Raw genomic sequence first — 17,016 nt, 5'->3', positions numbered from 1 at the left:
CGTAACTGGACAAAATGCGGAGAACTGCAATACTTTCTTGAATACCTCGCCGGGATCCTTTGGAGACCGGCAGGTCCGCTGAAGCAGACGGCGGCATCACGGTCGACCCTTATGAGCGGACATGCCTGCTACCCATTTTGAACAGTTTCTTGCCGAAGCAGTTGTCCCGGACAGGGAGCCCGGACTGGGCCTCGGACGCGACGAGCTATACGGCCTCTACACCAGTTGGTGCCTCCTGCACAAGGCAGAACTCCAGCAACCGGCCGCCCTCTGGGAAGCCATGCAGGACGCTGGAATCAACCCGGACAGCAATAACCTCTCCATGACCGGACCTGCCGCCGCGGATTACATCGTGGCCAGCGCTCCGGACCTGGTCTAACCGCCTGCATCCGAGGTTAGGACCGGCCAAGCCGGCCGGCCGGAGTGCAGAACGCTTTAACCTGAACTAAGACGAAAAAGGTGGAGCTGTTGCCGAAAGGCAACAGCTCCACCTTTCTTGTATAAAGTTCCTGGCCCTCACAGGATGCGCGCCAGGGCGAACCCGTCCCAGCCCTTGGAGCCAACGGTCTGGATAACGGTGGCATCCAGCCGCGGGTGGTCGCCGAGCATCTTGAGGGCGTCGATAATGCCCGGCGCATTGACCGGGTCCATGTCCGGATCCAGGATGGCGCCTTCCCAGACCGTGTTGTCCAGGACGACGACGGCACCCGGCCTGCCCAGCCTGACGGCCCAGTCAAGGTAGCGGCTGTTGTTTTGCTTGTCGGCGTCGATGAAGATGAAGTCGAACGGTTCCCTGTCCTCCTCCTCGAGGGCAGCGAGGGTTTCCAGCGCAGGGCCCAGGCGGATCTCCACCCTTTCGCCCAAGCCGGCAGCGTCGATATTGGCCCACGCCACCTCTGCGTGCTGGGGAAGGTATTCGCAGGTGACAAGCTTGCCGTTGTGGGGTAGCCCCCGACCCATCCACATGGTGCTGTAGCCCGCCAGGGTCCCGATCTCCAGGATGCGGCGGGCGCCGGACAACTGGACCAGCAGCTTCAGGAGCTTGCCGGCGTTCGGTGCCACCTCGATGGCCGGCATCCCGGCGTCAGCCGCAGTGTGGATGGCCTGCTGGACGGCTTCGTCCGGGTGCACCACCGTGCGGGACAAAAACTCCTCAGTGGCAATCCACTCCGGCCGGGGTTTGTGCTCGAACATGGGCACAGTTTGGCACGCGGCGTTCCGGCGGTCCAGACACCTTCGGCCCCTCCTTCAGCCCCTCCTTCAGCCCCGCCGCGCAGGTTTAGGACTCCTGCGCCAACGCGTTTTCGAGGCGGTCCACTTTTGCCGTCAGCTCGCCGCTGAATCCCGGCCTGATGTCGGCCTTGATCACCAGTGAGACACGGCTGCCGTAACGGCCCACTGCCTCGGTGGCGCGCTTTACGACGTCGAACACTTCATCCCACTCACCCTCGATGGTGGTGAACATGGAATCCGTCTGGTTGGGCAGCCCCGACTCACGGACGATCTTCACGGCGGCTGCAACGGCGTCGTGGACCGACGCATCGTTTGGCCGGGAACCTTCGTTGGGAACGCCTGAGGGAGCAACAGAAAATGCAAGCAACATGCGTCCCAGTTTCGCATGCGGCCTGGGACGTCCGCAGGCGCAGGTCCGGCCGCCCGCCGTCACATAAGCTCCTACCCTGCAGTAACCGTGTTGGCCCGGGGCTCCGTTGCTAACCTTTTGGGCATGAGCCTCGCAGTCGCCCGAAAGCCCCTCCGTGCGGACGCAGCGCGGAACGTGGACAAGATCATCACGGCGGCGCGCCAGTGTTTCCGGGAGTTCGGTCCGGAAGTGCCGCTCCAGACCATCGCCACCACCGCGGGTGTGGGCCCGGCGACGCTGTTCCGCAACTTCGCGGACAAGGAAGAACTGGTTCTGGCAGCACTGAACCGGCAGCTCCGGCTTACCGTGGACCCCGTCATGGACGGCGCCCTGGCCGATATCGACGCCGCTGCCGGCCTGCTGCGCGTTCTGGAGGCCCTGATGGCCGCCGCAAGCGACGACGCCAACCTGCTGTGCGCCGTGGCGGGCCGCCGCGAACTCCTCACGGGAATCACCGGATCCCTGATGGATTCCATCAGTATCCTTCTGGTACGCGGGCAAGGCCAGGGAAGCCTGCGCCCGGACATCTCCATGACGGATATGTTCCGGCTGCTTGCCATGCTGATCGGCGTAGTGGACACAATGGAACCGGGCTCTGACGCATGGCGCCGCCCGCTGGCGCTGGTCGAGGACGCCATCCGCACCGTCCGTCCTTCACGCCCGCTTCCCGTACTGGTTCCCGTCCCGGCTGCAGCAGCCGGTACCCCGGCCGGCACCATTGTCGGCACACAGCAGGTGCAATAAACTCAGAGCGGGGTTAGGCAGCCAGCCTCGAATATTCCGAGATGGAGCCGAACCATGCATATTTTCGTGCGTATCCGCCCTGCAACGGCCACGCTGCGATGAACAGCTCAAAACTACTTCAGTACCTCAATGATCCCCGGGGGCCTGAAGAAGTCCTGCCTACGCTGACAACCGGGGAACTCGTCCAATTGCTTGACGCCCTGTACCAGAACCTTGATACCCCTGAGCCTGAGTTCGGCGCGCAGGTGTGGTACGAGATGGGCGTGGAAGAAAGCTGCCGCAGGACCGTCGCGCCCGGCAGCGCCGCCCACGGGGTGGCTTAGCCAGCTCTTATCGAACCCCTGACAGCCGGCCGGCGCTGCCCGGCTGTCAGGAGTTTTCCCCGGCTTCTCCAGCCTGGGTGCCATCCTGGGTGCCGGGCTGGGCCTGTTCAGTTGCCTGCTGCCCCTGCCCCTGATGTTCGTGGCCATGGTGCTCATGGAACTCGTTGGGGACGTGGTGCTTGGCCTCCATCAAGTGCTGCTGGAGTTTCTCCTCGGCATCCCGGCGCCGACGTGCGGTGTCCCGCAGTTCACGCGTTGACTCGGAGCCCCGGGGGTCCAGGTAGGCGATCCGCTGCTTCCCGGTCTGCTCCGCAGCGGGTACTCCAGCGCCGTGCGCTTCGCTGGCGCGCTCTCCGGTCTCCTCGGTGCCTTGGCCGTCCTGCGGCTCGACAGGCCGCGATTGTTCGTCCATCTCGATTCCTCCTTTGGTGGCCGCCTGGTGTGGGCTGCATCTCCTCCAGTCCACCACACATGGCACCTGGAATGCTGGGCCGCTAGGTGTTCCCTGCGTCTGCCCGCTTGCGGATTTCCTGGCGCACCAGGGCCTGCAAGGCCGGAACGGACGACGACGGGTCCAGGTCAGATGCCTCCCGCAGCCTTTGGGAGAGAACTTCCAGGTCCTCTTCCGGTACGTCCGAAAGCCTGGAAAAGCGCTTGAAGAAGCGTTTGGCTGGGAGGCCTGCCCGTCGTCGGGCGTCCTTGTGGCGGGGCCTGCCCGCCAAGCCTCCTGCAGGATGCAGCTGATTTTCCATGGTGGCCGTTCATAGGAATGCCATGGCCAACTGCATAAGCCGATTTCATAGTACAACCGCCGTACGGCCAGGGACGTGACTCACGTCACCAATTTATGCAGTTGCCTGCTAAATTAGCTCCAGCCCAGCGCCCGCAGCAGGGCCGCAGTGCCGGCGCCGACAATGACCACCACCAGGAAAGGTGCGCGCAATACCAGTGCGATTCCGGCCGCGGCAAGCGCCCCCAGCCTTGCGTCCGCGGCGAGCCCCTGGCCCGACACCACCGCGTTCACCACGGTCAGGGAGGCAAGTAGGCCGATGGTCATGGTCCCTGCGATCCGGGATGTGCGGGGGTCCTCAAGGAACCTGGCGGGCACGAAATACCCCACGATTTTCCATGCATAGGCAAGCGTGCAGGCAAGAAGCAGCCAGAACCACAGGCTCATGCGCCTGCCCCCGGATCCTTACCTTCTGCCTGCTCCGCACCGGAACGCGCTCCGGTTTCATCCTGATGATGATGGCCCGGATGACCGCCGGAGTGATGCCCGCCGTAGGGCTCGATGTCCGGCTCAAGGCCTTCATCGCGGCGCCCGTGGCTGAACCAGCCAACCAACGCTGCCACCAGCGCGGCCACCAGGATGGGCACCCCCGCCGGCACGAAGGGAACGGCCACAACGGTGGCCGCGGCACACACCACCGCGATGGCGATGGGCTCCCGGCCCTTGAGGCGCGGCCAGAGCAATGCCAGGAAAGCAGCCACAGCGGCGCCATCGAGTCCCCACTGCTTGGGATCACCCAACCCGCTCCCGGCGAGCGCACCCACCGCCGTAAAGAAGTTCCACAGCACGTAGACACCAACGCCGGCGGTCCAGAATCCGCGCTGCTGCTCGGCCGGGTCCGTTTGGCCCGTGCTGGTGGCCGTCGATTCGTCGATGGTCAGCTGCGCGCCCACGTACTTGCGCCAGCCGGTGGGGCGCAGCAGGGCGTTCAGCTGCATGCCGTAGATGCCGTTGCGCATGCCCAGGAGGGTTGCGGCGCTCATGGCGGCGATGCCGGAACCTCCGCCTGCCACCACGCCGATGAACGCGAACTGCGAACCGCCGCTGAAGAGGAGCAGGCTCAGGGCCATGGTCTGCCAGATGTCGAGCCCTGAAGTCACTGCGAGCGCCCCGAAGGACACCCCGTAGAGGCCGGTGGCGATGCTGATGGAGATGCCCACCTTGACCGCGGGCGAAGCCAGCAGTTTCACACCCCGCCGCCCAGCTGGGGTGCTCGCTGCACGGGCTTCCGCAGGTTCCAGGCCCAGAGGATCAGCGGCGCCTGGAGCGGCAGCCGGATGGAGTGGATCTTTCGCCGTCTGGGTGTCCCCTGCGGGCCGTAGGCCTTCACCAGGGCGTCGACATGCCCGGCCAGGAATGCGGTGAACATCGCGGTGAGGGCGGTGGCGGTCAGTTTTCGGGTGGGCGGGAGGAGGATGCCGACGGCGGCTGCCAGCTCCAGGAGGCCGCTTACGGCGATCCATTCGTCCCGGGACAGGATGGCCAGCGGATGATTGGCCCCGGCGCTTTGATCCGCGCCAGGTTCCGGATCCCGGCGGCAGAGGTATTCCGGAACCACGTCACGGTAAAAGCCGGGATCCCTGAAATGCTTGCCGGCGCTGGCCAGCAGCAGGGCTCCCATGGCGGCTGCGGACAGGCCCTGAATGGCTGGGCTGTGCAAGGACAAGGTCCGCGCGGACAGGCCGTTTCCAGCAGGGCCGGACCAGGGAAAAGACATGGAACCACTCAATCACAGCCACAGCGGTGGCTGGAAACCGCCGTTCGAGGCAAAACGGGCGACGGCGGGAAGCGGCTGGGTTGCGTTCCCCCACTCAGGTCATTCCCAAGTCCGTCACACCCGGCCCCCTTCACAGCCAGGCAGGCGGCGAGCTTCCATACGGCGGCGGTGGGGACAGGTAGTCCACCGGCCGGCCCCCTCCCAGCAACGGCGGACCAACGTATCGGAGCTCCCCGTAGGTGCTGTCCATGGACATGTAGTGGAGCGCGGGCATTTCTTCTGGGCTTTCCGTGTTCTCAGGCAGGGCAAACAGTTCCTCGGCAGTGCGGGCAAGCGACAGGTGAGCGGAGCCGCCCGTCCCGGTCTCCCGGCGTCCGTCCAGAAGGCGCACGGCGGCCGCAGCCACACCGTACCCTGTGGCGTGGTCCAGCGCCTGGACCGGAAGGGCACCCGGGCGCCATCCGCCGTCGTCGTTGTCCTTCCCGTAGACGTGTGCGATTCCGCAGGCTGCCTGAACGATGCTGTCAAAACCCCTCATACCGCTCCAAGGCCCTGCGCTCCCCCAGCTGTCCAGGGTGACCACCACCAGCCCGGGATGCGATGCGAGCAGTTCGCGCGGATTAAGGCCAAACCGGTCCAGGGCGCCGTGCCGGTAGCCGGTGATGACGACGTCGGCGCGGCCCAGGAGCTGTTGGAGGCTGCGCTGGTTCTGGGGGAGCCCCAGATCGGCCTCCGCGCTGCGCTTGCCAAAGGCCGTGTCCACGAACTGGTCTTCGATTTCGGGGAAGGCCGGCGGGTCGATCCGCAGGACGTCTGCTCCGAGTGCCGCCAGCAGTCGGGTGGCCACGGGCCCTGCGATCACCCGGGTCAGGTCCAGGACCCGGAGCCCCTCGAGCGGCAGGCCGTTGCCACCCTTGCGTTCTTCGCCGTTGCCTATGTCCTTGCCGTCGGCTGTCCCGCCAGTGGCCGCTGCAAGCTCCTGCAGCCCCCAACCGGCTGTGGTGCCGTCGGGCAGTTCCACCGCAACCCACGGCCCCGCGGCCGCCGCCCGGCCCATGTCTGAGCCCAGCCAGTCCCCACGGGTCCTGACGGCCGCGGCGATCCCGCCCTGGCCCTGGATTGCGGCCTCCGCCTCCAGCGCCGTCATGGAAAGGAGCGCATGTTCAGCCCCTTCAGCAGAGCTGGTGTCGAGCGCCTGCAGCAGCCGCTGCTCGTGGTGCGGGTAGTTGGCGTGGAGCCTGATCCAGCCATCGCTGGTCTCCCGGAAGCCCGACAGGGGCGCGAAGCCCTGCGGTTTTCGCCCGGCAATCCGCAGGTGGCCGAAGGAATCAAAGGCAGCCGCGGCCAGCCCGGATGTGGTGCTGAAACGGCCAGGGGTGCGCGCATACTGATTCAGCGCCTCCGCAGCGGCTGCCACGGAGTGCAATGCAAGGCCTTCGACGTCGAGCGGCCCGGCCCACCAGCGGCGCGGGGAATATCCGCCCGGCGAATGTCGGCCGGCGTCCATGTCCGCGCTACTTTCCCTGCGTCGAGGCCGCGTGGAGCTGGTCCAGGACACGGGCCGGCACGTTGGTGGTGATCTCGTGGATGCCCAGCTCCTGGCAGAGCGCCACGTCCTCCGGGGAGTCCACCGTCCACACCCGGAAGCGCCGGCCGGAGTCCAGCCAGCGGCGCACGGTTTCCGGCCGCTCACGGACGTACTCGATGCCAGGGCCGGCCATGCCCACCTTACGGTCATCCAGGATCCGCTCGCCCTCCAACTGCGTGGCCTTCATGAAGTTGGCGATGGCGCCGCCGGCAATTGGCCCCACGCCCAGTCCGCCGCGGATCTCGTGGATGGTGACATCGTCCACCAGCTGGCAAATGTACTGGGGTGGCACGGAGCGGAGCAGATGGCGCACCGAATCCGGGCTGAAACTCATGAAGGTCACGGCCACGTTGTCCACGGTGGAGCTCCGGGGGTCCCAGCCTTCGCTGCGGAGCACTTCCAGGACCCGGTCCTCCAGTTTGAGCTGATAGGGGCTGGGATGCTTGAGTTCGATGGCGAGTTTCATGGGCCGGCCGGCACCGCGGAGGATGTCCAGCAGCTCCGGGAGGGTGAGAAGCTGCTCGGAACGCGCGCCGTAGGCTTCGGGAATGCGGACGCCTTTCCAGGAGGAAAAGTCCAGCTGGTGCAATTCCTGCAGGGTGCGTTCGGCCACCGGCCCCGTCCCGTCCGAGGTCCGGTCCAGGTTGGCGTCGTGGAGCAGGACCACGTGCTGGTCCCGGGTGAGGTGCAGATCGCATTCAACGCCGTCGGCCCCGTCGGCCAATGCCTGCAGGTAGGCGGCTCTGGTGTGTTCAGCGTAGGCGCCGCTTGAACCACGATGGGCAAAGACCAGCGGCCGCTGCGGCACTGACTCGTCAGTTGTCATGGACACACGGTAGCCGACCGGCCCCCGCCTTCGGGGCTAGGCTTGGCACATGCAGGTGAACTCTGAGGCAACTACTGGGCCAACCACGCAGGAAGCCCCCACCGAAGCCGCGCAGCAGGCGGGCTCCGGCACCAAGGCGGCAGCCGCCGTCGTAGGCCATCAGCTAAGTGCGGGTGACGCCGAAAAGGCGGCAGCGCTGCGGAAGATGAAGCTGCTGGCGCTGAGCCTGCTGATTGCCATGGCCGTGATTTTTGTCTTTGCGTTCGCGCTGCAGAAGGAATATCCGTGGCTGCAGTACGTGCGGGCAGCGGCGGAGGGCGGCATGGTGGGCGCGCTGGCCGACTGGTTCGCTGTAACGGCCCTGTTCAAGTACCCGATGGGCATCAAGATTCCGCACACTGCCATCATTCCGCGCCGGAAAGACCAGATCGGGGCTTCCCTGGGCGAGTTCGTAGAGACCAATTTCCTCTCTGAACAGGTGGTCCAGGACAAGCTGGCGAGCGTCAACATCGCCCGCCGGGCAGGTGAGTGGCTGGCCGCGCCCGGCGGCGCGGACCGGGTGGCCAAGGAGGGCGCTGCCGTCATCCGCGGCGCTTTCAAGGTGTTGAATGACGACGACGTCCAGGCCGTCATCGAGGGCATGGTGCGCAAACACCTGCTCACTCCGCCGTGGGGACCTCCGGTGGGAAGGCTCGCGGAGCGCATCTTCCATGACGGGCACCATCACACGCTGGTGGATCTGCTGGTGGACCGTGCGGCGGACTGGGTGGACGACAACCACGATACGGTCACCCACCTGGTATCTGACCGCTCCCCCACCTGGGTTCCGCAATTCGTGGACGGGCTGGTGGGCGACAAGGTTTACATCGAGATCCTGAAGTTTGTGCGGGCCGTCCAGGCAGACCCCCGGCACCAGGTGCGCCAGTCGATCGACAAGTACCTCAACGACCTGGCCCAGGACCTCCAGCATGATCCCGCGATGATTGCGCGCGCCGAAGGCATCAAGGCACAGGTCCTGGGTGACCCGGAGGTGCGCGAACTCGCCTCCAGGACGTGGGGCACGGTCAAGAACGCCCTGCTGGGCGCCGTGGACGATCCGGACAGCGAACTCACCTTCAAATTCAAGGCAGCGGTGCGCGATTTCGGGTCGCGGCTGGTCGAGGACCCGGAACTGGCCGGGAAGGTCAACGCCTGGATCGGCGACGCTGCGGGGTACCTGGTCCGGACCTACCGTTCGGACATAGCCGGGGTCATCACGGACACCGTGGCGCGCTGGGATGCCGAGGAAACGTCCCAGAAGATCGAGCTTCAGGTAGGCAAGGACCTGCAGTTCATCCGCATCAACGGCACCGTGGTGGGGTCGCTGGCCGGGTTATTGATCTTTACGGTGGCGCACCTGATCTTTGGGTGACTGTCCGCCGCGGCGTTGCGACCCGGATAAATTCTGACGACGCGGAGGTTACTTTTCGCACCCCATATTTGGGGTGCGAAAAGTAACATGCGTAGCGCCAGTTAACGTGGATGTCGAAATGCTTATGCGAAGGCTTCCAGCTCCACGCCGGCAGCTTCAAGTCCTGACCTGATCCTGGCTGCCATCGCTACCGCGGCGGGGCTCCCGCCGTGGATTCGCAGGGAGTCCGGCCGGAGCGCTACCACCGTGCCGTCCGCAGCCACCACTTCGCCTTGCATGGCCAGACGGACGGCACGCTCAACCACTGCGTCTACGTCATGCAGGACTGCACTTTCGTCGGAGAGCGGCACCAGGCTGCCGTCGGCGAGGTAGGCGCGGTCGGCGAAGGCTTCAAGGAACACGGGGTGCCCAGCTTCCTTGGCCTGCTTCAGCAGCTCCGAGCCAGGGAAGCCCAGTAGCGGAAGGCCGGGATCGTAGGCGTTCACGGCCGCAACAACGGCGGAGGCCTGTTCGGCGTCGTGGATCGTAGTCTCGTACAACGCTCCGTGCAGCTTCACGTAGTCCACGGAGGCACCCACGGCGTGCGCGACGCCGTCGAGCGCGCCCAGCTGGTACAGCACGTCACCGAAAAGCTCGTCGAAGCTCATCCCCAGCATGCGGCGTCCGTAGCCTGCCAGATCCCGGTAGCCCAGGTGCGCACCGACGGTGACATCGAGTTCGTATGCCGCCCTGCAACTGTCGAGCATGGTGACGGGGTCGCCTGCGTGGAGGCCACAGGCTACGTTGGCGCTGGTGGCCAGCTGGAACATCACCTGATCGCCGCCTGCGGTCCAGGAGCCGAATGATTGGCCTACGTCAGCGTTGAGATCCAAGTATGTTGCCTTCCAGCGTCAGGTTGTCCGGCCCGGCAGCGGCGGTCAGCTCCCCGGGGATGGTGTCCGGCATCGGCCCGAACGCCTCCCGGGCGTTCTTGGCCACCGCACGGCCCATCACGAGGTTACCGGCTCCGCCGACAACCGCCCCTATGCCGAACGGGAGGGCCCTGCCGAACAGTGCGGTTCCCTGGCGCTTAAGCAGGTTTTTCAGGAAGGCGTGCTGGATACGCTTCCGCACGCTGCCAAATCCCGGCCCCACCATGGACTTTGAAAGCGCGTTGCCCCAGGTGTTGGTAGGCGCACCGGATGCCTGGCCGCTGAGTGTGCCCAGCAGGGCCGTGCCCTCCTCGCCAAGCATGATGGCCATGACCATGGTCCCGGCCTTCTCCGGATTGGTGAGTCGAATGCCGTGGAGTTCAGCCAGCGAGGTGGCATAGAGGGCTGTTGCTTCCAGGAAACCAACGGTGGCGGCAGCGGAAAGTCCCAGCGACGCCACGGTTCCAACCCCGGGGACGACGGCGGTGGCCCCCACCAGGGCACCCCCGCCGGCGACCGCACGCAGGTAGTCGCGCTCGGCGATGTCCGCCAGCTGGGCTGCGGTGGCGCGGGGATGTTTCTTCTGGAGCCGGCGGATGTAGCCGACCACCAGGGGCCGTTGGATCTGTACTGCCTTCATGAGCATGTTGTGGACTCCGGGCTTTGGCTTGCCCTCGGAATCGAACATTGCATTGTGGGCGGTTTCCTGTGCGATGCGTACTGCGGGGTTGCTGCGCCGGGCCATGGTCACCTTCATTCAAATCGACCTGCAGCGGGTAAGCTGCCGTGCTCATTCCATCCTATGTGGACAAACACTAAGCATGCTTAACTTTCGGGTCCACGGGTCCACAGCTCCGGACCGGGCTGCTGTGCGGCAGGATCAACGCAGATCCTGCCGCACAGCAGCAACGCACAAGGTCAGCGCAGGACCACTGTCCTGCCGCCGGACAGGATGACGCGGCCCTCAGCATGCCAGCGCACGGCATTGGTCAGGGCCCGGCACTCGGCGTCCTTGCCCACGCGCACCAGGTCCGCGGGGGTGTAGGTGTGGTCCACTTCGATGACCTGTTGCGAGATGATCGGCCCCTCGTCGAGCTCCGAGTTGACGTAGTGCGCGGTGGCGCCCACCGTTTTCACCCCGCGGGCATACGCCTGATGGTAGGGCTTGGCGCCCTTGAAGCTGGGCAGGAACGAGTGGTGGATGTTGATGGCGCGTCCGTCCAGCTTCCGGGTCAGGTCGTCACTGAGAACCTGCATATAACGGGCCAGCACCACCAGTTCCACGTTGTACGCGTCCACCAGTTCAAGCAGCCGTGCTTCCGCCCCGGCCTTCGTTTCCGGCGTAACAGGGATGAGGTGGAATGGAACGCCGTGCCACTCTGCAAGGCCGGACGTATCGGGATGGTTGGAAACCACCGCGGCGATTTCCACCGGCAGGTCACCGTCCCGGGCCCTGACCAGGAGATCGTTCAAGCAGTGGTCGTACTTGGACACCATCACCAGGATCCGCTGCCGGCGGCCGTGCGGCTCAAGCCGCCACTCCATGCCCCACTCCCCCGCAACGGGCGTGAACCGCTCACGCAGCATCGCGCCGTCGGACGCTTCCGGTGCGGTGAAATGCACCCGCATGAAAAACTCGCCCGATGCCTTGTCACCAAACTGCTTGATGTCCACGATGTAGCATTCCTGCGCCAGCAGGAACGTGGCCACGGCCTGGACAATACCCAGCGAGTCCCGGCATCTGAACGTGAGGATGAAGTCCGCGGCGGAGGGCGGCGGGACATCCTGTGCAATCGGCAGCGCGCCGGGCATGGCGCCGCCGGCCAGGACATCTGCTGAACCCAGCACAGCTGCTGAACCGCCGGCTGTCATTTCCTGGCCTGCTCAACCTCGTGCGCAGCCGGACCAGAGTCCTGCCCTGCGGGGCGCCCGGCGGCAGCCTGGTCGGCCCGGAGTTCAGCCTGGAAGACCTCGAAGCGGGCCAGGTGGGCGGGACGGCGGCGCAGGATGGCCCACGCCACGCCAAGGACGACGAACCAGATGGGGGTTACCAGCAGTGCAACGAGGGTGTCGGGCTGGGTGGTCAGGGCCCACAGGACGAAGGCAAAGAACGCGTAAACAACCCACACGGCCGGGATGCCACCGGGCATCTTGAACTTTGATCCCTCATGCAGGTGCGGCCGGCGGCGCCGGAAGGAGATGTAGCTGGCCAGGATGATCGACCAGACGAAGACGAAGCAGACGGCGGACACGGTGGTCACCATTTCGAAGGCCTTGCCAACGTCCTGGCCGGCATACATGAGTACGACGCCGGACAGCAGCAGGACGCAGGACAGGAACAGCGCGTTGCTGGGCACCTTCCTCGTGGACAGGCGGCCGAACATGCCGGGGGCGTCGCCTTCCTGGGCCAGTCCGAAGACCATGCGGGAGGTGGAGTAGATGCCGGAGTTCGCGGAGGACATGGCCGAGGTGAGGACCACCAGGTTGACCACTGTGGCCGCGGCACCGAGGCCGGCCAGGGAGAACATGCCGATGAAGGGGCTGTGGCCCGCGGCGAACTGGGTCCACGGCGTGACGGCCATCAGGATGACCAGCGCGCCGACGTAGAACAGCAGCACGCGGACGGGGATGGCGTTGATGGCCTTGGGCAAGGTGCGCTCGGGGTTCTTGGCCTCGGCGGCGGTGGTGCCCACCAGTTCGATGCCCACGAAGGCGAACACGGCGATCTGGAATCCGGCCACGAAGCCCATGAACTCGTTGGGGAAGAACCCGCCATGGCTCCACAGGTTGGTGAAGCTTGCCGTGCCCGCGTCGCTCTGGAAGCCGGTGAAGATCATGAAAAGGCCCACGACGATGAGGGCAGCGATGGCGATGATCTTGATAAGGGCGAACCAGAACTCGGTCTCGCCGAAAGCCTTGACGGTGGCGAGGTTCAACAGGAGCAGGATGCCCACCGTGGCCAGGCCCGGGATCCACAGCGGAAGCCCCGGCCAGAGTTCCTTGGAGTAGCCGGCAATCGCGATCACGTCCGCGATTCCGGTGATCACCCAACAGAACCAGTAGGTCCAGCCGGTGAAGAAGCCTGCCCACGGCCCCAGGAGGTCAGCCGCGAAGTCACTGAAGGACTTGTAGTTCAGGTTGCTCAGCAGCAGTTCGCCCATGGCCCGCATGACGAAGAAGAGCATGAAGCCGATGATCATGTACACGAAGATCACGGATGGGCCGGCTGCGGAGATGGTCTTGCCGGAGCCCATGAAGAGGCCGGTGCCGATCGCTCCGCCGATGGCGATGAGCTGGATGTGGCGGTTGGTGAGCTGCCGTTCAAGGTGGGGTGGCTCGCTGCGGGCGGACGTGTTTGCGGTTTCGTTGCGCGCAGGTTCGCCGTTGGACGTGGGGGGATGAATCGCCATGAGGAACTCCATCGATAAAGCGGCACTTGGGTACCGCAAAAGATTTGGTTCCTCCCCGCTCTGTAGTGAACCTGAGAGTTTCCGCAGCCATGCCGCTTGCACCGTCGGTGAGCCAGGAACTTGCCTGGCTGCTTTCCAGAGTTGCCTGTCCGCGGCGGTACGTGGGCCTGAGAGTTTCCTGGGGAGGATTTGCTCCTACGGCGCCTGCTGAATGTACCGGCAGGGCTCTCCCGCCGCAGGTCGAAGGCATGTTCAGTTGGAAGCCGCAGCCCCGGAGGCCGCGGCGGGTCATGCTGTGGGACGGGCGCCGGCTGGTGGGCCGCTCCGAATATGTTGAGTCGGCCACCGGCAGCACCAATCCCGGGGTTCAGTGTGGTGTCCGTCACGATCGAAAGTCAAACCTGCCATGACACAAGCGGGACAGAAGGGCGTCACGGGCCGGATTCACCCGCTGCGGCGCCCGCCCGATTTGCCACCGACAGCTATTCCAGATACCTTGTGAGCCGAATCACCCACATTTGAATAAGCCTTTCGAGCTGTGACGGGAGAGTCCTCCCGGCAAAACACCGGGCAGGCGCCGTAGGAGCAAATCCTCCCCAGGAATCTCTCAGGCCCACGTACCGTCACGGCGAGGCGACTCTGGAAAGCAACCGGGCTCTTGCCTGGTTCACCGACGGTGCAAGCGGCCCCCTGCCAAGAGCAGGCAACGCGGAATCTCTCAGGTCCAATACAGAGCGGGGAGGAACCCATCCCACGCCGTGCCACCTTCGGCCGGCCAGAACTGGAGTTCCTCATGACGATTCAATCGCATCCAACATCGTTTGTTGACCGCCATATCGGCGCGCGCCGCCAGGCCGACGTCGACACCATGCTCAAGGCCGTGGGCTACGACAGCGTGGATGGCCTCGTTGACGTGGCCGTTCCCGCCTCCATCCGTCAGGAAACTGCGCTCAGGCTGACCGACGCCCTCAGCGAGGTGGAGGTCCTTGCCGAGCTCCGCCGGATCGCCGGCAGGAACAAGACCGCGGTCCAGATGATCGGCCAGGGCTACTACGACACGGTGACCCCGCCGGTGATCCGCCGCAACATCCTCGAAGCTCCCGCCTGGTACACCGCCTACACCCCGTACCAGCCCGAGATTTCCCAAGGCCGGCTCGAGGCACTCCTGAACTTCCAGACCATGGTCCAGGACCTCACCGCGCTCCCGGTGGCCAACGCATCCCTCCTGGACGAAGCCACCGCCGTCGCCGAAGCCGTGCTGCTGATGCGCCGGGCCAACAAGAACAAGACTGCGAAGGACGGCAAGACCGTCCTCGACGCCGACCTCCTCCCGCAGACCATCGCCATCGTGCTGGGCCGCGCCGAAGCCCTCGGCTTCGAGGTGGAGATCGCCGACCTCACCAGCGGACTGCCCGACGGGGACATCAACGGCGTCGTCCTCCAGCAGCCCGGGGTCTCCGGCCGTGTCTGGGACCAGTCCGCCGTCATCGCCGAGGCCAAGGACCGGGGTGCGCTGGTCACCGTTGCCGCGGACCTCCTGGCCCTCACCCTCATCACCCCGCCGGGAGAGCAGGGCGCGGACATCGCCGTCGGCTCCACCCAGCGCTTTGGTGTGCCGTTGTTCTTTGGGGGACCGCACGCCGCCTACATGGCCGTCCGCGACGGCATGGAACGCACGCTGCCCGGCCGCATCGTGGGCGTCTCCAAGGACAACGCCGGCGTCCCCGCCTACCGCCTGGCCCTCCAGACGCGCGAGCAGCACATCCGCCGCGAAAAGGCCACGTCCAACATCTGCACCGCCCAGGCCCTGCTGGCCATCGTGTCCTCCTTTTATGCGGTGTACCACGGCCCGGACGGGCTGAAGGCGATTGCCGAAACCGTCCACAACAACGCCCGCGCCCTCGCCGCCACGCTGAAGATCGCCGGCCGCGAACTGGTGTCCGACACCTTCTTCGACACCATCACCGTCCGCGTGCCCGGCAAGGCCGCCAAGGTCATCACCGCCGCCGAAGCCCGCGGCATCAACCTGCGCCTCATCGACGCGGACACAGTTGGCGTGTCGGTCGATGAAACCACGACGCCGGAGGTCCTCTCCGCGGTGGTCGTCGCCTTTGGCGCCGGTCCCGTTGTGGACGCTGCCGGATTCGAACTGCCCGAGACGGTGCTGCGCACTTCCACCTACCTGCAGCACCCGGTCTTCAACACGCACCGCTCCGAAACCCAGCTCCTGCGCTACATCCGCCGCCTGTCCGATCGGGACTTGGCGCTGGACCGCACCATGATTCCGCTGGGCTCCTGCACCATGAAGCTGAACGCCACCGCAGAGATGGAGGCCATCTCCTGGCCCGAGTTCGCCTCGATCCACCCGTTTGCCCCGGACTCCCAGACCGCCGGCTGGCGTGAACTCATCGCCGACCTTGAATCCGACCTCGCCGAAATCACCGGGTACGACCAGGTGTCCATCCAGCCCAACGCCGGCTCCCAGGGCGAGCTCGCCGGCCTGCTGGCGATCCGCGGCTACCACCACTCCCGCGGCGACCAGCAGCGCAACATCTGCCTGATCCCTGCCTCAGCCCACGGCACCAACGCCGCCTCCGCGGTCCTCGCAGGCATGAAGGTTGTTGTGGTGGCCACGGCCGCGGACGGCACCATCGACCATGCCGACCTGCAGGCCAAGATCGAGGCCCACAAGGATGTCCTCTCGGCAATCATGATCACCTACCCGTCCACGCACGGAGTGTACGACTCCGATGTGCGCGAGGTCTGCGACGCCGTCCACGCTGCAGGCGGCCAGGTATATGTGGACGGAGCGAACCTCAACGCCCTCGTCGGGCTGGCCCAGCCGGGCAAGTTCGGCGGGGACGTGTCCCACCTGAACCTGCACAAGACCTTCTGCATCCCGCACGGCGGCGGCGGCCCCGGCGTGGGACCGGTTGCAGCGAAGGCGCACCTGGCACCGTTTATGCCCGGCGATGCCAACAAGGCCGCGCACGAAGCCGGGCACGGCGTTGCAATCTCGGCGTCCCGCTTCGGTTCGGCCGGCGTGCTGCCCATTTCCTGGGCCTACGTGAAGCTGATGGGCGGTGAGGGCCTGACCGAGGCCACCAAGTCCGCGCTCCTGGCGGCAAACTACGTCGCCTCCCGCCTGAACGAATACTTCCCGGTCCTGTACACGGGCGAAGGCGGGCTGGTGGCCCACGAGTGCATCCTGGACCTGCGCGAACTCACGGCCAGGACCGGGGTGACGGCTGAGGATGTTGCCAAGCGCCTCATCGACTTCGGCTTCCACGCCCCCACCCTGGCCTTCCCCGTGGCCGGAACGCTGATGGTGGAGCCCACCGAGTCCGAGGACCTGGCCGAGATCGACCGCTTCATCGAGGCCATGATCACCATCCACGGCGAGATCCAGCAGGTAGCCAGCGGCGACTTCACCCTGGAGGCATCACCGGTGCGCAACGCACCCCACACGGCAGCCGCCGTCGTCAACTCCGACTGGGACCGCGCGTACCCGCGCGAGCAGGCCGTATTCCCCGTTGCCTCGCTGCGCCAGGACAAGTACTTCCCGCCCGTGGGCAGGATCGACGGCGCCGCCGGCGACCGGAACCTGATCTGCTCCTGCCCGCCGCTTTCTGAATTTGAGAACTAAGGACTTCC

Annotated in this window: 18 protein-coding genes and 3 riboswitches; of the genes, 5 read left to right on the top strand and 13 right to left on the bottom strand. The window is 65.8% G+C overall.

All coding sequences use genetic code 11. The features are described from left to right. Positions 1-121 precede the first annotated feature (121 nt). Positions 122-379, top strand: a complete 258-nt coding sequence (locus tag FBY33_RS07345) for a hypothetical protein (protein ID WP_142030004.1) — start codon at positions 122-124, stop codon at positions 377-379. Between the two features lie 137 nt (positions 380-516). Here FBY33_RS07345 and FBY33_RS07340 read toward each other — a convergent pair whose 3' ends face one another. Further along, complete coding sequence (locus tag FBY33_RS07340) at positions 517-1,194, bottom strand: O-methyltransferase (protein ID WP_142030003.1); 678 nt, start codon at positions 1,192-1,194, stop codon at positions 517-519. Positions 1,195-1,279: 85 nt separating this feature from the next. Continuing rightward, positions 1,280-1,603: a thiamine-binding protein gene (locus FBY33_RS07335; RefSeq protein WP_142030002.1), complete on the bottom strand. Its 324-nt coding sequence runs from the start codon at positions 1,601-1,603 to the stop codon at positions 1,280-1,282. Positions 1,604-1,726: 123 nt separating this feature from the next. On the opposite strand from FBY33_RS07335, the gene FBY33_RS07330 reads away from it, so the two are divergent. Further along, on the top strand, positions 1,727-2,386 hold the full coding sequence (locus FBY33_RS07330) for a TetR/AcrR family transcriptional regulator (RefSeq protein WP_142030001.1): 660 nt from the start codon (positions 1,727-1,729) through the stop codon (positions 2,384-2,386). Between the two features lie 98 nt (positions 2,387-2,484). Beyond that, positions 2,485-2,709: a hypothetical protein gene (locus FBY33_RS07325; RefSeq protein ID WP_056333154.1), complete on the top strand. Its 225-nt coding sequence runs from the start codon at positions 2,485-2,487 to the stop codon at positions 2,707-2,709. A gap of 46 nt (positions 2,710-2,755) precedes the next feature. Here the strand turns inward: FBY33_RS07325 and FBY33_RS07320 are convergent, their stop codons facing one another. The 7 genes from FBY33_RS07320 to FBY33_RS07290 form a co-directional block, all read right to left on the bottom strand. Further along, positions 2,756-3,121 (bottom strand): hypothetical protein, encoded by a 366-nt coding sequence (locus tag FBY33_RS07320; RefSeq protein ID WP_142030000.1) that lies wholly within the window; start codon positions 3,119-3,121, stop codon positions 2,756-2,758. An 82-nt stretch (positions 3,122-3,203) separates the two neighbouring features. Further along, a complete protein-coding gene (locus FBY33_RS07315; protein WP_142029999.1) occupies positions 3,204-3,461 on the bottom strand; it encodes a hypothetical protein in 258 nt (85 codons plus the stop codon). A 113-nt stretch (positions 3,462-3,574) separates the two neighbouring features. Next, positions 3,575-3,886, bottom strand: a complete 312-nt coding sequence (locus FBY33_RS07310) for an AzlD domain-containing protein (protein ID WP_142029998.1) — start codon at positions 3,884-3,886, stop codon at positions 3,575-3,577. Further along, complete coding sequence (locus FBY33_RS07305) at positions 3,883-4,689, bottom strand: AzlC family ABC transporter permease (protein WP_142029997.1); 807 nt, start codon at positions 4,687-4,689, stop codon at positions 3,883-3,885. The genes FBY33_RS07310 and FBY33_RS07305 overlap by 4 nt, the downstream gene beginning before the upstream one ends. Further along, positions 4,686-5,216: a DoxX family protein gene (locus tag FBY33_RS07300; protein WP_442858321.1), complete on the bottom strand. Its 531-nt coding sequence runs from the start codon at positions 5,214-5,216 to the stop codon at positions 4,686-4,688. The genes FBY33_RS07305 and FBY33_RS07300 overlap by 4 nt, the downstream gene beginning before the upstream one ends. Positions 5,217-5,346: 130 nt before the next feature. Further along, the gene (locus FBY33_RS07295; protein ID WP_142029996.1) at positions 5,347-6,723 is read right to left on the bottom strand and encodes a CoA transferase; all 1,377 of its coding nucleotides are present in this window, start codon (positions 6,721-6,723) and stop codon (positions 5,347-5,349) included. A 7-nt stretch (positions 6,724-6,730) separates the two neighbouring features. Then, positions 6,731-7,630, bottom strand: coding sequence for a glycerophosphodiester phosphodiesterase (locus FBY33_RS07290; protein WP_142029995.1), 900 nt, complete (start codon positions 7,628-7,630; stop codon positions 6,731-6,733). A gap of 49 nt (positions 7,631-7,679) precedes the next feature. Between FBY33_RS07290 and FBY33_RS07285 the strand changes: the two genes are divergently transcribed. Next, positions 7,680-9,041 (top strand): DUF445 domain-containing protein, encoded by a 1,362-nt coding sequence (locus FBY33_RS07285; protein ID WP_142029994.1) that lies wholly within the window; start codon positions 7,680-7,682, stop codon positions 9,039-9,041. 122 nt (positions 9,042-9,163) lie between these two features. Here the strand turns inward: FBY33_RS07285 and FBY33_RS07280 are convergent, their stop codons facing one another. From FBY33_RS07280 to cycA, 4 genes are all read right to left on the bottom strand, one after another. Then, complete coding sequence (locus FBY33_RS07280; protein WP_142029993.1) at positions 9,164-9,913, bottom strand: LamB/YcsF family protein; 750 nt, start codon at positions 9,911-9,913, stop codon at positions 9,164-9,166. Next, the gene (locus FBY33_RS07275; RefSeq protein ID WP_142032622.1) at positions 9,897-10,697 is read right to left on the bottom strand and encodes a hypothetical protein; all 801 of its coding nucleotides are present in this window, start codon (positions 10,695-10,697) and stop codon (positions 9,897-9,899) included. Before FBY33_RS07275 ends, FBY33_RS07280 begins: the two co-directional genes overlap by 17 nt. 173 nt (positions 10,698-10,870) lie before the next feature. Continuing rightward, the gene (purU, locus tag FBY33_RS07270; RefSeq protein ID WP_142032620.1) at positions 10,871-11,764 is read right to left on the bottom strand and encodes a formyltetrahydrofolate deformylase; all 894 of its coding nucleotides are present in this window, start codon (positions 11,762-11,764) and stop codon (positions 10,871-10,873) included. 56 nt (positions 11,765-11,820) lie between these two features. Then, positions 11,821-13,362 (bottom strand): D-serine/D-alanine/glycine transporter, encoded by a 1,542-nt coding sequence (gene cycA / locus FBY33_RS07265; protein WP_142029992.1) that lies wholly within the window; start codon positions 13,360-13,362, stop codon positions 11,821-11,823. A 50-nt stretch (positions 13,363-13,412) separates the two neighbouring features. Then, positions 13,413-13,507: riboswitch (glycine riboswitch) on the bottom strand. Next, a riboswitch (glycine riboswitch) is annotated at positions 13,508-13,605 on the bottom strand. Positions 13,606-13,894: 289 nt separating this feature from the next. Continuing rightward, positions 13,895-13,995: riboswitch (glycine riboswitch) on the top strand. 160 nt (positions 13,996-14,155) lie between these two features. Between cycA and gcvP the strand changes: the two genes are divergently transcribed. Next, positions 14,156-17,008 (top strand): aminomethyl-transferring glycine dehydrogenase, encoded by a 2,853-nt coding sequence (gcvP, locus tag FBY33_RS07260; RefSeq protein WP_142029991.1) that lies wholly within the window; start codon positions 14,156-14,158, stop codon positions 17,006-17,008. Positions 17,009-17,016 lie beyond the last annotated feature (8 nt).

The organism is Arthrobacter sp. SLBN-112 (assembly GCF_006715225.1).
GTDB lineage: Bacteria > Actinomycetota > Actinomycetes > Actinomycetales > Micrococcaceae > Arthrobacter.
This window is presented reverse-complemented; position numbering and strand designations above follow the sequence as displayed.

Coding starts and splice junctions, on each gene's coding strand:
- FBY33_RS07325 (WP_056333154.1), top strand. CDS start 2,485: ATGAACAGCTCAAAACTACTTCAGTACCTCAATGATCCCCGGGGGCCT.
- FBY33_RS07315 (WP_142029999.1), bottom strand. CDS start 3,461: ATGGAAAATCAGCTGCATCCTGCAGGAGGCTTGGCGGGCAGGCCCCGC.
- FBY33_RS07295 (WP_142029996.1), bottom strand. CDS start 6,723: ATGGACGCCGGCCGACATTCGCCGGGCGGATATTCCCCGCGCCGCTGG.
- FBY33_RS07285 (WP_142029994.1), top strand. CDS start 7,680: ATGCAGGTGAACTCTGAGGCAACTACTGGGCCAACCACGCAGGAAGCC.
- FBY33_RS07310 (WP_142029998.1), bottom strand. CDS start 3,886: ATGAGCCTGTGGTTCTGGCTGCTTCTTGCCTGCACGCTTGCCTATGCA.
- purU (WP_142032620.1), bottom strand. CDS start 11,764: ATGCCCGGCGCGCTGCCGATTGCACAGGATGTCCCGCCGCCCTCCGCC.
- gcvP (WP_142029991.1), top strand. CDS start 14,156: ATGACGATTCAATCGCATCCAACATCGTTTGTTGACCGCCATATCGGC.
- FBY33_RS07340 (WP_142030003.1), bottom strand. CDS start 1,194: ATGTTCGAGCACAAACCCCGGCCGGAGTGGATTGCCACTGAGGAGTTT.
- FBY33_RS07330 (WP_142030001.1), top strand. CDS start 1,727: ATGAGCCTCGCAGTCGCCCGAAAGCCCCTCCGTGCGGACGCAGCGCGG.
- FBY33_RS07275 (WP_142032622.1), bottom strand. CDS start 10,697: ATGGCCCGGCGCAGCAACCCCGCAGTACGCATCGCACAGGAAACCGCC.
- FBY33_RS07345 (WP_142030004.1), top strand. CDS start 122: ATGCCTGCTACCCATTTTGAACAGTTTCTTGCCGAAGCAGTTGTCCCG.
- FBY33_RS07335 (WP_142030002.1), bottom strand. CDS start 1,603: ATGTTGCTTGCATTTTCTGTTGCTCCCTCAGGCGTTCCCAACGAAGGT.
- FBY33_RS07320 (WP_142030000.1), bottom strand. CDS start 3,121: ATGGACGAACAATCGCGGCCTGTCGAGCCGCAGGACGGCCAAGGCACC.
- FBY33_RS07290 (WP_142029995.1), bottom strand. CDS start 7,630: ATGACAACTGACGAGTCAGTGCCGCAGCGGCCGCTGGTCTTTGCCCAT.
- cycA (WP_142029992.1), bottom strand. CDS start 13,362: ATGGCGATTCATCCCCCCACGTCCAACGGCGAACCTGCGCGCAACGAA.
- FBY33_RS07300 (WP_442858321.1), bottom strand. CDS start 5,216: ATGTCTTTTCCCTGGTCCGGCCCTGCTGGAAACGGCCTGTCCGCGCGG.